At 30.4% G+C, this 14,772-nt stretch carries 17 protein-coding genes; 10 read left to right on the forward strand and 7 right to left on the reverse strand.

The features are described from left to right. Window positions 1-23: 23 nt before the first annotated feature. The 5 genes from ACXIHB_RS02365 to ACXIHB_RS02385 form a co-directional block, all read right to left on the reverse strand. Window positions 24-710: a hypothetical protein gene (locus ACXIHB_RS02365; RefSeq protein ID WP_173360924.1), complete on the reverse strand. Its 687-nt coding sequence runs from the start codon at window positions 708-710 to the stop codon at window positions 24-26. Further along, the gene (locus tag ACXIHB_RS02370; RefSeq protein ID WP_173360923.1) at window positions 694-1,617 is read right to left on the reverse strand and encodes an ATP-grasp domain-containing protein; all 924 of its coding nucleotides are present in this window, start codon (window positions 1,615-1,617) and stop codon (window positions 694-696) included. Before ACXIHB_RS02370 ends, ACXIHB_RS02365 begins: the two co-directional genes overlap by 17 nt. A 298-nt stretch (window positions 1,618-1,915) precedes the next feature. Beyond that, complete coding sequence (locus ACXIHB_RS02375; protein ID WP_047788838.1) at window positions 1,916-2,107, reverse strand: hypothetical protein; 192 nt, start codon at window positions 2,105-2,107, stop codon at window positions 1,916-1,918. A 6-nt stretch (window positions 2,108-2,113) separates the two neighbouring features. After that, the gene (locus ACXIHB_RS02380) at window positions 2,114-2,488 is read right to left on the reverse strand and encodes a hypothetical protein (protein WP_047788837.1); all 375 of its coding nucleotides are present in this window, start codon (window positions 2,486-2,488) and stop codon (window positions 2,114-2,116) included. 38 nt (window positions 2,489-2,526) lie between these two features. Continuing rightward, the gene (locus tag ACXIHB_RS02385) at window positions 2,527-2,853 is read right to left on the reverse strand and encodes a roadblock/LC7 domain-containing protein (protein ID WP_047788836.1); all 327 of its coding nucleotides are present in this window, start codon (window positions 2,851-2,853) and stop codon (window positions 2,527-2,529) included. 451 nt (window positions 2,854-3,304) lie between these two features. Here ACXIHB_RS02385 and ACXIHB_RS02390 point away from each other — a divergent pair, with 451 nt between their 5' ends. After that, entirely contained in the window at window positions 3,305-3,961 is a 657-nt protein-coding gene (locus ACXIHB_RS02390) for a PAS domain-containing protein (RefSeq protein WP_073184064.1), read from the forward strand. Window positions 3,962-3,980: 19 nt separating this feature from the next. On the opposite strand, the gene prmC is transcribed toward ACXIHB_RS02390, so the two are convergent. Both prmC and ACXIHB_RS02400 read right to left on the reverse strand, forming a co-directional pair. Beyond that, window positions 3,981-4,829: a peptide chain release factor N(5)-glutamine methyltransferase gene (prmC, locus tag ACXIHB_RS02395; protein ID WP_073184062.1), complete on the reverse strand. Its 849-nt coding sequence runs from the start codon at window positions 4,827-4,829 to the stop codon at window positions 3,981-3,983. Between the two features lies 1 nt (window position 4,830). Continuing rightward, a complete protein-coding gene (locus ACXIHB_RS02400; RefSeq protein WP_462099328.1) occupies window positions 4,831-5,322 on the reverse strand; it encodes a GNAT family N-acetyltransferase in 492 nt (163 codons plus the stop codon). Between the two features lie 52 nt (window positions 5,323-5,374). Between ACXIHB_RS02400 and ACXIHB_RS02405 the strand changes: the two genes are divergently transcribed. The 9 genes from ACXIHB_RS02405 (at window position 5,375) to ACXIHB_RS02445 (ending at window position 14,690) form a co-directional block, all read left to right on the forward strand. Next, window positions 5,375-5,839: an LEA type 2 family protein gene (locus ACXIHB_RS02405; RefSeq protein ID WP_159615544.1), complete on the forward strand. Its 465-nt coding sequence runs from the start codon at window positions 5,375-5,377 to the stop codon at window positions 5,837-5,839. A gap of 1 nt (window position 5,840) precedes the next feature. Continuing rightward, window positions 5,841-6,878: a bifunctional diaminohydroxyphosphoribosylaminopyrimidine deaminase/5-amino-6-(5-phosphoribosylamino)uracil reductase RibD gene (ribD, locus tag ACXIHB_RS02410; protein WP_462099329.1), complete on the forward strand. Its 1,038-nt coding sequence runs from the start codon at window positions 5,841-5,843 to the stop codon at window positions 6,876-6,878. Further along, window positions 6,871-7,482 (forward strand): HAD-IA family hydrolase, encoded by a 612-nt coding sequence (locus ACXIHB_RS02415; RefSeq protein ID WP_462098808.1) that lies wholly within the window; start codon window positions 6,871-6,873, stop codon window positions 7,480-7,482. Before ribD ends, ACXIHB_RS02415 begins: the two co-directional genes overlap by 8 nt. Continuing rightward, the gene (locus ACXIHB_RS02420) at window positions 7,479-8,342 is read left to right on the forward strand and encodes an EamA/RhaT family transporter (RefSeq protein ID WP_462098809.1); all 864 of its coding nucleotides are present in this window, start codon (window positions 7,479-7,481) and stop codon (window positions 8,340-8,342) included. The genes ACXIHB_RS02415 and ACXIHB_RS02420 overlap by 4 nt, the downstream gene beginning before the upstream one ends. Further along, window positions 8,342-8,959: an IMPACT family protein gene (locus ACXIHB_RS02425; protein ID WP_206337267.1), complete on the forward strand. Its 618-nt coding sequence runs from the start codon at window positions 8,342-8,344 to the stop codon at window positions 8,957-8,959. The genes ACXIHB_RS02420 and ACXIHB_RS02425 overlap by 1 nt, the downstream gene beginning before the upstream one ends. Window positions 8,960-8,992: 33 nt before the next feature. Continuing rightward, on the forward strand, window positions 8,993-10,333 hold the full coding sequence (locus tag ACXIHB_RS02430) for a hypothetical protein (RefSeq protein ID WP_156167003.1): 1,341 nt from the start codon (window positions 8,993-8,995) through the stop codon (window positions 10,331-10,333). Window positions 10,334-10,520: 187 nt separating this feature from the next. After that, window positions 10,521-12,290 carry a 30S ribosomal protein S1 gene (gene rpsA, locus ACXIHB_RS02435; protein ID WP_047788829.1) on the forward strand — a complete coding sequence of 590 codons (1,770 nt, stop codon included), beginning with the start codon at window positions 10,521-10,523 and terminating at the stop codon, window positions 12,288-12,290. A 155-nt stretch (window positions 12,291-12,445) separates the two neighbouring features. Further along, window positions 12,446-13,840 carry a phosphoglucosamine mutase gene (gene glmM / locus ACXIHB_RS02440; protein ID WP_462098810.1) on the forward strand — a complete coding sequence of 465 codons (1,395 nt, stop codon included), beginning with the start codon at window positions 12,446-12,448 and terminating at the stop codon, window positions 13,838-13,840. Window positions 13,841-13,871: 31 nt separating this feature from the next. After that, entirely contained in the window at window positions 13,872-14,690 is an 819-nt protein-coding gene (locus tag ACXIHB_RS02445; protein ID WP_389863594.1) for a hypothetical protein, read from the forward strand. Window positions 14,691-14,772: the final 82 nt, after the last annotated feature.

Raw genomic sequence — 14,772 nt, forward strand, 5'->3', positions numbered from 1 at the left:
ATTGTTTGTAAGTTTCAATAATGTTAATTATATGCTTTTACATCTCCCATATCTAGAGTACCAACTGGCATTTCATGTTTTGTTGGTAGTATTGCTCCAGATTCAGTTGTGACCCAATCACTCCATGTGGCTTCCATTCCGCCTGTTGGGATTATAGAAACCCACATTTTATAACTGGTAGGCCTGCCGTTTTCGTCTAAAATCCATAGATAAGAATCTCCCGGAGTTGATCCTCCCGTGGTATAAGTAATCAATAAAGCGTCTTTACCTTCATATTGTACAATTCTTCGCTCAATTCCGTTTTCAAATACTTTATAAGGAGCTACTAACCAAAAACTATCATTGTTAAAGTAGTCTATTGCTTTTTGAAGTATTTCATTGTTCTTAACTTCTTTTTCATTTACTAAAACAACACTTTTTTCGGGGCTTTTTGTATGCAAGATTACTTTATTGGTATCCCACGATACTTCGACAATATTTTTTTGTTTGTCCCATTTATAAAAATGCTTTCCTCTAAAACTCCATTCAATAAAACGAGTATCTTTATAAGCTTCATAATTCAATGCTTCAAGCATTTTAGTGGCTAAAGCATTTGCTTTAGGTCCTTGTTTGCCTGTAGGAAGGCTTTCGTTGTTTTTAAAGTAAAAAACAGCTAATATAATAGCTCCAATTGGCAATAATATACCTAATGTTTTAAATAACTTCTTCATTTCTGTTTGTTAATGTTAATTGTTTAATTCCTTTGGCTAATTCATCTGCTGCTGCAGGGTTATTTCTAAACCAAAGTTCAGGCTCAATTAGCTCTAATTCAGCAATAGCTAATTTACCATTATTATCAGTAAAAACATCAACACGTGCATAAATAGGAGGTTCTATACAAGCTTTAACAGCATTTTCAGCAAATATAATTTCTTCTTTAGTAGGAGTGTAGTTATGAACTGAACCTCCGAAATCGTCTTGTACCCTGAAATCTCCTGGTTTTGCTATTTTTAAAATAGCATGTGTAAATTTACCGTTCATGACCATTAATGAAATTTCTCCTTTTTCAATTATGTTATACTGAAAAGGCTGAATAATCATAGCTTCTTCTGTAATTAATGAAGAAAAAGTCTCTTCATATTCGTTTATATTTTCTGAATTGATTTTGTAAGTGTGTCTCGCAGCACCAGAAATACAAGGTTTTAAAACAAAATCTTTTAAATCATACTTTAGAGAAAGTTTTTTTAATGTAGATTGTGTTCCTTTTTCAATGAAATAGGACTCACAAATATGAACTCCGTTTTGTTGTAAGTCTTGTAAATAATGTTTATCAATATTCCAACGAATAATTTTCTCTGAGTTTAACAATGTTGTTTGTTTACTTACAGTATTTAACCATTTTGAAAATTCAGAAAATCTATCAAAGTAATCCCAAGTGGTTCTAAATAAAACATATTTTGTTGTAGACCAATCAAAAGTAGTGTCATCCCATGAGAGACGAGCTACTTTTAAACCTTGATTTTCAAGGGCTATTTTGACATAATTGTCTTCGTCTAATACATTTTGTGTATAGCTGTCAATATTTTGGGGGTTTACATATCTCTTATCAGTGAGAATAATAACATCGTATTTTTTCATAGATGCAATGTAGTGGTATTTTTAAAGTTGTAAAATGCTTATTTATACATTTTATAATATTTTATTACGTTATTTGGTGCTTTTACATCTTAATTCATAAGATAAAAAAGTTGTTTTTTTGTAGAGATACTTATAGAGAGTAGCCTTAGAAGAGAGGGGATGTAGTATTTACTATACTTATTAAATCTAGGTACCTGGTGAGTATATTAACAGAGGTAAATAGTTTAGAAGTTATAATAATAGAGATAATCTTGTTATTATTAATGTTTAAAAACAAAAAAAGCGCTTTAAGCGCTTTTTAAAACATATCTTTTACTAAATCGTTCATACTATCATATTCTTTGAATAAAAATCCAAAAAAGTCACTGCCTTTTTTCTTGTCAGATTTTAACTCTCCTTCAGAAAACCTATATTTTCTAAATTCTTTTATTTTTTTGTTAAGCTGTTTTTTTAAAGACTTATCAATAAGTAAATGATTTACGTTTTTCATAACTTTTTATAAAGCGTTATTTAGGTCTACTTTGTATTTATTTAATAAAGCTTTAGTTATTCCTAAGTTAGCGTCTTTAGAATCTACAGCCAAATAAACAAAATAAGCACCACTAGGAGCAATGTTAATAATATGTATTTGACTAGATAAGGTTATGGTAATATCTTGAATTTCTTCATTTAAACCTAAAGCTTCAATAGCTTTTAATTTAGCTTTTACTACTTCTAAATTATAAGCTGAAGCTAAATTTGGGTCAAAGCTCTCATCTTTTGTAAATGAATCATAAGCTTCACCAGAACTAACATCGGTAACAGATACAGCAACAAACCCAGGAACATTACTTTTTAGGTTTTCGATAAAATCATTTAAAATTTCTTTCATTGTAAAAATGGTTGTTATAATAATTAATTAAAAAGTATTTATTGAAGGGCTATTTTTTTTAAGGTCAATTTAATCATAGCTAGTTTAGAAACATCATTAGTCAAAAGGCAAATAGTATGATTATCATATTTATTGATAATAATAAGTCCGTCGTTTGATGTTAAAACTAATTGATTGAGACTTTTAGAGTTAAGAGTGTCTTGGAAAAATTCATCAGCCATGGTAAGAATAACATTAGCCATAGCTGCAATATTGTTTTCTTTAGAGATATTATAAAAATCAACCACGTGTCCTTCAGAGTCAAAAACAATTCCTTTATCTGCCTCTGATTCTTTTATTAACGTTTGTAAGTTTGCTTTCCCCATTTAAGTTTTTATAACTATTTTTTTGTTTTCCGTGTCTCTTCACTATACCTAAGACACTAATATTTTAAAAGGGTCACAAAAATAACATGTTATTTTCTTTTTTTTTTTTATAAATTTTTTTTATGATTTTTTTAACAATTTTATAAGCGTAGAAAACAATTAGTTAACCCAAAACAAGTGTTAAGAGATGAATTGCTTTTTTTTAATAAAAAAATAATAAAATAATAACACTATAAAATAATAACACTTTTTAAAGTATGATATTTATCATATTTATAAAAAAAGATGCTTTTTATGTTTGTATCAAGCTGTGTTAAGGTTATCTGTGAAATTATTAAGATTACTTCTTTTCATAGTTGTGTATTTTTTTGATGCTCCCCCGCAATCTGTATAGTATTAAAACTTAAAAACAACGATTTATACCTTACAAACTCAAAAATCAATTAATAATATGACAACTAATAATTATCAAAAAAAATGGGATTCTCAAACAGGGGAGGGTCAAAAAAGAAAACCAAAATTACCAAAACCAGTACCTATTGATACTGAAATTAAATTAAATGATAATGCTATACTTTTAAGTATAACTGATACTAGAGGTGTTATTGAATATTGTAATGAAGATTTTGTAAATTCATGCGGATACGAAGTTCATGAGTTAGCAGGATCGGGACATAACATTGTTAGACACCCAGATATGCCAAAAATTATATTTAAGCTAATGTGGCAAAGGCTAAAAGAAAAAAAGAATATGGTAGCCTTTGTTAAGAATTTAGCTAAATCAGGAAGGTATTATTGGGTTATGACAGACTTTATTGTTAAAGAAAATGAAAAAGGAGAAGTAACTCATTATAAAGGTATAAGAAAGGCTGCACCTAAAAAGGCTATAAATGAAATAACCCCCTTATACAAAAAGCTTTTAGAAATAGAAGGATTGAAAGATGTTGAGGCTTCTGAAAAGTTCTTAACTGGTTTTTTGGATGCAAAAAATACAGATTATGATACGTATGTAGAATATTTAATATCTGATTATAACGATTTAAATATGTTTATAAAAGATAATACAAAAAAAGGTTCGTTTTTTAAAAGATTTTTTGGTGTAAGTTAAACTCAATGAATAAGGGAAGTTATAAACTAGCTTTAATCATTCTATTATTACCAAATAAATCTTTTCTAAGTTCAACTTTAGTAAAACCTTTATCTTTTAACATTTCAACAGTCTCTTTACTTAGATATTGATTAATTTCAAAAAAAAGTAGTCCGGTTTTAGTTAAATTATTTTTAGCTAAATCGGCTATTTTTTTATAGAAAAGCAATGGATTGTCATTTTCTACAAACAAGGCTAAGTGTGGTTCGTTTTCTAGTACATTTTTTTTTATTTCATTTTTTTCTAATTCACGTACATAAGGAGGATTAGAAATAATAATATCAAACTTATTACTCAATTTCTTAGTTTTTAGAATATCTTGATGTATGAATGATACTTCAACTTTATTTAAGATTGCATTTTTCTCTGCTACTTTTAAAGCTTCTTCAGAAATATCAATAGCGCTTACACTTGTTTTAGACACGTGCTTTTTTAAACTGATAGGAATACAGCCTGTTCCTGTTCCAATATCAAGAATAGACAAGAGTTCTTGTTTTTTATTTATTTCTTGAATAACCCATTCAACTAACTCTTCGGTTTCAGGACGTGGAATTAACGTGTTTTCATTTACCATAAAAGGAAATCCATAAAACTCTGTTTTACCTAATATATATTGAATAGGTTCTTCTTTTTTTAGTCGAAGTAGGGCTTCATTTAATAATGTTTTCTTGTTTGAAGGAATTTCAAAATTAGGTCGTAACGTGAGATCTATACGTTGTAAGTTTAAATATTCATCTATTAAAAAAAAGAAAAAAGTATCAATCTCCGTTTGTGGATAAACTGAAATCAATTGCTCAGAAAAGTATGTTTTATATTGTTTTAGTAGCATTTTATAAATCTTTTAGCATCCAAATATTACAAGAATAATGGCCTGTTTTTCCTAGTGGTTCTTCTAAATCTATAAAGCCATTTTTTCTATATAGTAATGTTGCAGTTTTCATATATGGCAAAGTTTCTAAATAACACTGTTTAAAACCTGCTTTTTTAGCTTTATTCAAACAGAAACCTATTAATTTTCTACCAATACCTTTTCCTCTCGCTATTGGTAAGAAATACATTTTTTGAAACTCACAAATACTCCCCTCAAAATTATCTAATTGAGCAAAACCAGCTCCTCCTACAACAACACCATTATGTTCTACAACAAAATATCCAGCCTTTTCTTTTTGGTAGGTCTCATACATTTCATCAGTAGCCTTATCTTCATAAGCGGTTCCTGCTTTTGGAGCTCCAAGCTCGATTAATACATCTCTGATAACCTTAGCTATTTGGGCATTATCTTGTGGTTTAATTTCTCTAATAATAAAATCAGATGGTGTCATAGGAATATAGTACTTTTGCAAGAGCAAAGTACCCAAAAAAACACGAGTTTTCATGAAGAAATTCATTTATTTTTTACCTTTTTTATTGCTAATTATTAGTTGTTCGGTAAAACAAAAACCGATTTTTTTAAAAGTTGATGATATAAAACTTTTATCCGTTTCTACAGACACGATTAGAGTTGGTGCCAATGCTTATTTTGAAAACCCTAACGATATAGGTGGTAAAATAGCTACTGATGAAATTAAAGTATTAATTGATGAAGTAGAAGTAGCACAGGTTTCTTCTGAAGAGTTTAAAGTTCCAGCTCGTAAAGAATTTTATATTCCATTAAAAGTGGTAATTCCTTCAAAACGAGTGTTTGAAAATAATAAAAACGGAATTTTAGGAGGTGTTTTAAACTCTTTAATAAACCAGCGTTTGAAAATTCATTTTAAAGGAGATTTAAAATATAAAGTTTTAGGTTTTTCACATGTATACCCTATTGATAAAGTAGAAAATATAGAAATTAAGTTCTAGTATTATGAATCATGAAGTCTACATATTACGCTGCTTAGAATTAGCTAAAAAAGGGATAGGAACTACAAGACCAAATCCATCCGTTGGAGCTGTAATCGTGCATAATAACAAAATAATAGGAGAGGGGTTTACATCTCCTTATGGAGGTCCTCATGCAGAAGTAAATGCTATAAACGCTGTTCAAAATCAAGAGTTACTCAAAGAAGCCACCATTTATGTTACGTTAGAACCATGTTCTCATCATGGAAAAACACCTCCTTGTGCAGATTTAATAATAGAGAAAGGAATACCTGACATTGTTATAGGGTGTGTAGATACAAATAGTTTAGTAGCGGGTAAAGGCATAGAAAGACTTAAAAAAGCTGGTAGAAATGTAATTGTAGGTGTTTGTCAGAAAGATTGCATAGAGCATCACAGACGTTTTTTTACCGTTCAAAATAAAAAACGTCCTTACATTATTTTAAAATGGGCTGAAACGAAAGACGGATTCATAGCTCCTTTGACCAAAGATGAGCAAAAACCAGTATGGATTTCTAACCAATATTCTCAACAGTTAGTCCATAAATGGCGTAGTGAAGAGCATGCTATTTTAGTTGGAACGAATACGGTAGTTGCAGACAATCCGTCACTGACAGCTCGTAATTGGAAAGGAAATAACCCTATAAGAATTGTTATTGATAAAAACTTACGAATTCCGTCAGAAGTAACTGTTTTTGATGGAAATGTAAAAACAATAATTGTAACAGAAGAAAAGAAAGAGGAAAATCAACATGTCATTTACGAACAAATCGATTTTTCTTTTCAAGTGGCGGAACAAATTTGTGAAGTATTGTATAAACACCAAATACAGTCAGTGATAATTGAAGGTGGTGCTAAAACATTACAAACATTTATCGATGCAAATTTATGGGATGAAGCTAGAGTTTTTATTGGAGATGTAGTTTTTGGAGAAGGAGTAAAGCATCCAATTTTTAACGCTAAGCTATCTTCTGAAGAAAAAATAGATAACGATACTTTAAGAATATATAGGAATGATTAAAAACATCATTTTTGATTTTGGTGATGTATTCATCAATTTAGACAAAGAAGCAACATATAAAGAATTAGCAAAATTAGGAGTTACTGAAATTTCTGACGAAATGATGCAACAATATTATCAGTATGAAATGGGATTGATATCCACTGATGAATTTGTGTCCTTTTTTCATGATAAATTCAATATTTCAAAAGAAGACTTAATTCGCTCGTGGAATGCTATTTTACTAGACTTCCCCAAACATCGATTGAGCTTTTTGAAAAAATTAGCAGCTAGTAATCAATATCGACTGTTTTTACTAAGCAACACCAACGATTTACATATTTCTTGGATTCAAAAAGATTGGGGCGAAGAGTTGTATAACGAGTTTAAAAGTTGTTTTGAACAGTTTTATTTATCACACGAAGTTAATTTCAGAAAACCAAATATTGATATTTTTGAGTTTGTGTTACAAGAGAATAGTCTACAAGCTTCTGAAACCTTTTTTATAGATGATACCAAAGAGAACACTAACACTGCGCAACAATTAGGGATTCATGTATGGAATAATTGTCCAAAAACAGAAGATGTGATTGATTTATTAAAAAGAAAAGAATTTATAGCGTGATATACTTAATTTTTAGCATTCTTATCTCTAGTTTATTATTTGTAATTTTTAAACTCTTTGATGTTTATAAAATAAATACATTACAAGCTATTGTTTTAAATTATGCTGTAGCACTATCTTTTGGTTTTATACATACAAAAGTTTCCATACCTATTATGGATATACCAAATCAACCCTGGTTTTTTGGTGCTTTTATTTTAGGTTTTTTATTTATAGCTGTATTTAATGTAATGGGAGTTACGGCACAGAAAAATGGACTCTCAGTAGCTTCAGTTGCAGGTAAAATGTCGGTAGTAATCCCTGTAATAATTGGAATCTTTTTATACAATGAGAGTATCGGATTAGTTAAAGCTATAGGGATAGTTTTGGCATTGATAGCAGTATATTTATCTTCGGCAAAAAGTGATACTTCTTCAGTAAAATTTAAAAACTTGTTATTTCCTTTATTACTTTTTTTAGGGTCAGGGAGTATTGATACATTATTAAAGTATACTGAAACTACTTACGTACCTAAAGAAGCATTACCAATGTTCTTATCAACTATTTTTGGATGCGCTTTATTTTTTGGTTTTTTTATTTTAACAGCTCAGTTACTAAATAAAAAAGGAGTATTTGAATGGAAAACGTTCCTTGGAGGGATTGCTTTAGGAGTCCCCAACTATTATTCTATGGAATTTTTATTAAAAGCATTACAAACAAAGGGGCTTGAAAGTTCTACAGTTTTTACCATAAATAATGTGTCTATAGTTATATTAACCACCGTATTTGCTCTTACATTTTTTAAAGAAAAATTGATTAAAAAAAATTGGCTTGGTATTGGGCTTGCCATAATTAGTATTTTATTAGTAGTTTCGGCATAATGAATGAAGAAATAAAAGACACTTACAAAACAATTACAAAACCCTCTGAGGAAACCTTATTTAAAGACCGAAACAGTAAGTTTTTTGGGTATGCTTTTCCTGTTTTTACTGAGGAAGATATTAAAGAACGTTTAGAAGAACTCCGTAAACAACATCATACTGCACGTCATCATTGTTATGCGTGGCAATTGGGAACAGAAAAGATTCGTTTTCGTGCTAATGATGATGGGGAGCCGAGTAATTCAGCAGGGCAACCAATTTATGGACAAATACAATCTTTTGATGTAACCAATATTTTAATTGTTTCTGTACGTTATTTTGGAGGAACCAAACTTGGAGTAGGAGGATTAATTAACGCCTATCGAACTTCAGCGCAATTAGCTTTAGAAGCCTCTGAAATTATTGAGAAAACCATAGATATTCATTATAAGTTAAAGTTCGGGTACGATATGATGAATAAAGTACAACGTATTATCAAAGAACGAAACCTAGATATTATTAATCAAAAATTAGAATTAGACTGCGAGTATACCATTTCAGTACGTAAAAAAGAAGCTGAAAGTATTTTTGAAGTTTTTAATAATTTATTTAAGGTGGAGATTAAATTAGTAGATTAAACACTAATAGAGGCTTTGAAAAAAATGAAGTTAATGAGAAAAAATATTATCATCCTCTTTTTAATGGTTTTACCCATTAAGAGCATAAAAGCTCAAAACTTTTTGTATAATACTGAACAGTTTGGTATACGAGGATCTATGTTAGGAGGTGCTATAGCTGCTGGAGCAGATGATGAAAGTATGACTTTTTATAACCCTGCAGGAATACACAAAGTTCCTTCTCAAGTAAGTATATCTCTATTTCAGCCTGTAATTCGTAGCTTTGGTTTTAATAGCTTTTGGGGAGCAAGGGAAAGCAGCGAAATAAATACTAATTATGGGCTAAAACCTTCTCTTATATCTTTTAAATTTAATTTAAAAAATATTGAATTAGCATTTATTAAAATAAGTAAAAGCGAGTTAACAGATTTTTTTAATGCAAAAAGAGAAACCACAAACAGTAACCTTTTAAATACACAGTACTTTGAATATGAATATAAAGGCGAAGATGATTGGTTTGGAGTTGGAACAAGTTTTAAATTAACATCAAATATTTACCTAGGTATTAGTCAGTTTCTAAGTATTTCTAACTTTGAATATAGAAATAAAGTATTTTTAGAAGAACTAAATACAGCTAATAACACTTCTAATAGCTACTTTAACTCTGAACAAACTAGCAGTTATGATAACACAGGTTTTATAACTAAAATAGGTTTTTTATACGATACTAATAAACACGACTTTGGTTTTACAATAACTACTCCAAAGTATTTGAGAATTTTAAAAGATGGATATTATACAGGAGAATTAACCAGAATAGATAGTGACCATAGTTTAGGCAGGCAAATTGTAGATAATGATATATCTCCAGAGATACGAACTCCTTGGGAGTTTTCTATCGGATATAGTTTTCTAGTAAATAAAAATAGTAAATTATGGTTAAGTACCAGTTATCACACTGGAATATCTGATTATAAAGTCGCAAATATAAAATCCGGAAACTCTGCTTTTTCCTGGGTCAATGGTAATAAATCAGTTATTAACTTTGGAGTAGGGTATTCACATCAAATAAGTCCAACATTAGAATTATCAGGAGGTTTTAGAACAAATAATTTAGCCTACGAAAACAAAAAGGTTTCATTAACAAAATTGAGAAACACTATTTTAGATGGAAATCAGATACACTTTGTAATTGGAACTAAATTTAAATTCAAAAGACACGACGTGCTTTTAGGGTTAGACTGGGGAACTATTTATGATACTCCAAACAAAACTAGCTTTGAATATTTACAAGATATTGCTGAATTATCTCCAAACTTGAATGGGCTGACCAAACAAAATATAACTATTCTATTAACATATAGGTTTATTATAGATGAACTAATAAAGCTATAATATATCTTAACTTACTTAAGCTCAAAACATTTTAGGTTACTTCAATAATTATTCGTAAATTTGCAGGCCTTTTTACGAGTACAGATTTAAAAAGGATAGAAAATAACATTTATTAAGTTTAATTTCTCTTGGCGTTAGTATCGTTAAAAATCTGGTTAACAAAAAGATACAAATATTTATTTCAGACATGTCTGAAGAAACAAAAAACACAGCAGAAGCTGTAAATCCAGCAGAATTTTTAGCAACCTTTAACTGGCACAAATACGAAGAAGGTATTGATGAAGTTGATGAGTCTAAATTAAAAGAATTTGAAAAAGCCTTAGAAGGTACTGTAGGGTTCGTAAACGAGCGCGATGTTATCGAAGGTGAAGTAGTACGTATTACTGATCGTGATGCTATTATCGACATTAACTCTAAATCTGAAGGTGTAATTTCGTTAAACGAATTCCGTTACAACCCAAATTTAGCTGTTGGAGACAAAGTAGAAGTATTAGTTGACAAAAGAGAAGACTCTTCAGGTCAATTAGTATTATCTCACAAAAAAGCACGTGTAATCAAAGCTTGGGATCGTGTTAACAATGCACACGAAACTGGTGAAATCGTTAATGGTTTTGTTAAGTGTAGAACTCGTGGAGGTATGATCGTTGATGTATTTGGTATTGAAGCATTCTTACCAGGTTCTCAAATAGATGTGAAGCCTATCCGTGACTACGATCAATATGTAGAAAAAACTATGGAATTCAAAGTTGTGAAAATCAACCACGAATTTAAAAACGTAGTAGTATCTCATAAAGCATTAATCGAAGCTGATTTAGAAGATCAAAAACGTGAAATTATCGGTCAATTAGAAAAAGGACAAGTACTAGAAGGTGTTGTTAAAAACATTACTTCTTATGGTGTATTTGTTGACTTAGGAGGTGTTGACGGATTAATTCATATTACTGATTTATCTTGGTCTCGTATCAACCACCCGAACGAAGTTGTTGAGTTAGATCAAAAATTAAACGTTGTAATCTTAGACTTTGATGATAACAAGTCAAGAATCCAATTAGGATTAAAACAATTATCTGCTCACCCATGGGAAGCTTTAAATGCTGACTTAAAAGTTGGTGATAAAGTAAAAGGTAAAGTAGTTGTTTTAGCTGATTATGGTGCATTTGTAGAGGTTGAAGAAGGAGTAGAAGGATTAATCCACGTATCTGAAATGTCATGGTCAACTCACTTACGTTCTGCACAAGATTTCGTAAAAGTTGGTGATGAAGTAGAAGCTCAAATCTTAACATTAGACCGCGAAGAGCGTAAAATGTCTTTAGGTATGAAGCAATTACACCCAGATCCATGGACAGATATTACTACTAAATACCCAGTAGGTTCTAAACACACTGGTACTGTACGTAACTACACTAACTTTGGTGTATTCGTAGAGTTAGAAGAAGGTATTGATGGATTAGTATATATCTCTGATTTATCTTGGACTAAGAAAATTAAGCACCCATCAGATTTCGTAACTGTAGGTGATCAATTAGAAGTTCAAGTATTAGAATTAGACGTAGAGAACCGTAAATTAAACTTAGGTCACAAGCAAACTCAAGATAACCCTTGGGATGCTCATGAATCTACTTATACAATCGGATCTATCCACGAAGGTACTATCAAAGAGAAAAATGATAAAGGTGCAACTGTAGTATTTGCTGATGGTGTTGAAGCTTTCGCTCCAACTCGTTTCTTAGAAAAAGAAGACGGAGGTAAATTAGCTAAAGGTGATGAAACTAAGTTCCAAGTAACTGAGTTTAGTAAAGAATACCGTAGAATTGTTGTTTCTCATACTTCTATCTTTAGAGAAGAAGAACAAAAGAACATCAAAGCTGCTGCTGCAAAAGCTCAAGAAGTAGAAAAAACTACTTTAGGAGATATCGGTGGATTAGCTGAATTAAAGAAGAAAATGGAAGGAAAATAATCCGAACAATTTCTTAAAATGTATAAACCGTTAAGCTTGTAAAGCTTAGCGGTTTTTTTAATTCCTTATGTAACAAATGTTACAGTTAAAGCTCTCCCTTTTTAAAGGATACTTTCTTAAATAGCTTTATATTTGCTCACCAATTAAAAATTAATATGACACTTATTAAATCTATATCAGGTATTAGAGGTACCATAGGCGGAAATACAGGTGACAATTTAACACCTATAGATGCTGTAAAATTTGCAGCAGCTTACGGTACGTTTATAAAAAAGAAAAACTCCGAAAAAGAAAAAATTACCATTGTAATAGGTAGAGATGCCCGTATTTCGGGTAAAATGATAAGTAACTTAGTCGCAAATACCTTAGTAGGTTTAGGTATTAATGTAATCGATTTAGGTTTATCTACAACACCAACGGTTGAAGTTGCTGTCCCTTTAGAAAAAGCGGATGGAGGTATTATTTTAACTGCTTCACACAATCCAAAACAGTGGAATGCTTTAAAATTATTGAATGAAAAAGGAGAGTTTTTAAATGGTGAAGATGGAGCAGACATTTTAAAGATTGCTGAAAATGATGCCACAATTGAGTTTGCTGAAGTTGACGATTTAGGAGCGTATAGAAAAAAGAAGAACTATATAAAGAAGCATATCAAAGAAGTTTTAAAACTAGATTTAGTAGATAAGAAAGCCATCAAAAAAGCGAAATTTAAAGTAGTTGTTGATGGTGTAAACTCTACTGGAGGTATTGCTATTCCTGCTTTACTAAAAGAATTAGGAGTAAAATGTGTAGAATTATATTGTGAACCAAACGGACACTTTCCACACAATCCAGAACCTTTGAAAGAACACTTAACGGATATTTCTGAATTAGTAGTGAAGGAAAAAGCAGATTTAGGTATTGTAGTAGATCCTGATGTAGACCGTTTAGCGCTAATTTCTGAAGATGGTTCTATGTTTGGAGAAGAATACACTTTAGTAGCTTGTGCCGATTATGTTTTAGGTCAATTAGGAGGTGGTAACACTGTTTCTAACCTATCATCCTCAAGAGCTTTACGAGATGTTACTGAAAAACATGGAGGAACATACACAGCAAGCGCAGTAGGAGAGGTGAACGTAGTACAAATGATGAAGGATACCAATACTGTAATTGGAGGAGAAGGTAACGGAGGAATTATCTATCCAGAATCTCATTATGGACGTGATTCGTTGGTAGGAGTTGCGTTATTCTTATCACATTTGGCTCATAAAAAAATATCTTGTAAAGCCTTAAGAGATTCATATCCTAGCTACTTTATGAGCAAAAATAAAATCCAGTTAACACCACAAATTGATGTTGATAAGATTTTAGAAACAATGGCTAATAACTATAAAAATGAAGATGTAAACACTATTGATGGTGTAAAAATTGATTTTGCTAACGAGTGGGTACATCTACGTAAATCGAATACTGAGCCAATCATCAGAATTTATACAGAAAGTACTAGCCAAGACAATGCAGATGCTTTAGCTAAAAGATTTATAACTGAAATACAACAAATAATACAATAGTTCTTTGAAATTAAAAATAGTAAGTTTATTAATGCTGATGGTTTCAGCATCAATAATAGCGCAGAAGAAAAACGAAGAAATCATTCAAAAGAAAAAAGTAACTAACAAAGGAAAATTCTTTGTTTATTGGGGATGGAACTGGGCTAGTTATTCTAATTCAGATATTCGTTTTAAAGGAGCAAATTACGATTTTACGTTACAAAATGTAAAAGCTCAAGACAGACAAACAAAATTTTCTTTTAATGATTATTTTAATCCAGGGAGAGTAACTATCCCTCAAACAAATTATAGAATAGGATATTTCTTTAAAGAAAACTATACTATTTCTATTGGAGTAGATCATATGAAATATGTAATGATAGCTGATCAAGATGTAAAAATTAATGGAAATATTAATATAGGAAACGCGAAGTATGATGGAACATATAATAACGAAACTATCAATTTAGCAGCAGATTTTTTACGTTTTGAACACACTGACGGTTTAAATTATGTAAATGTAGAAGTAAAACGTTTTGATGATGTGAGTCACTGGTTTGGTTTAAACTTAGAAAACTTACAAATTAATTTAACAGAAGGAGTGGGGCTTGGTATTTTATACCCAAGAACCAACACAACCCTTTTAGGCATGGAGCGTCACGATGATTTTCATTTATCAGGATACGGAGCTTCTATTGGAGGTGGTTTAAATATAACATTCTTAAAACACTTTTTTGTACAAGCGGATTTAAAAGGAGGTTATATTTATATGCCAGATGTTAGAACAACTAAAAGCCCTATAGATACAGCATCACAAAGTTTTTACTTTTTTGAAAATACCATTTTAATAGGAGGTAAATTTAGACTTTAATAACAAAGTATTATAAATACGTTAATATTATAACTATTTTAGGCAAACAAATAATATACTGCTAATTTTACGCTACCTAACA

This window comes from Tenacibaculum sp. IMCC1, from assembly GCF_054906355.1.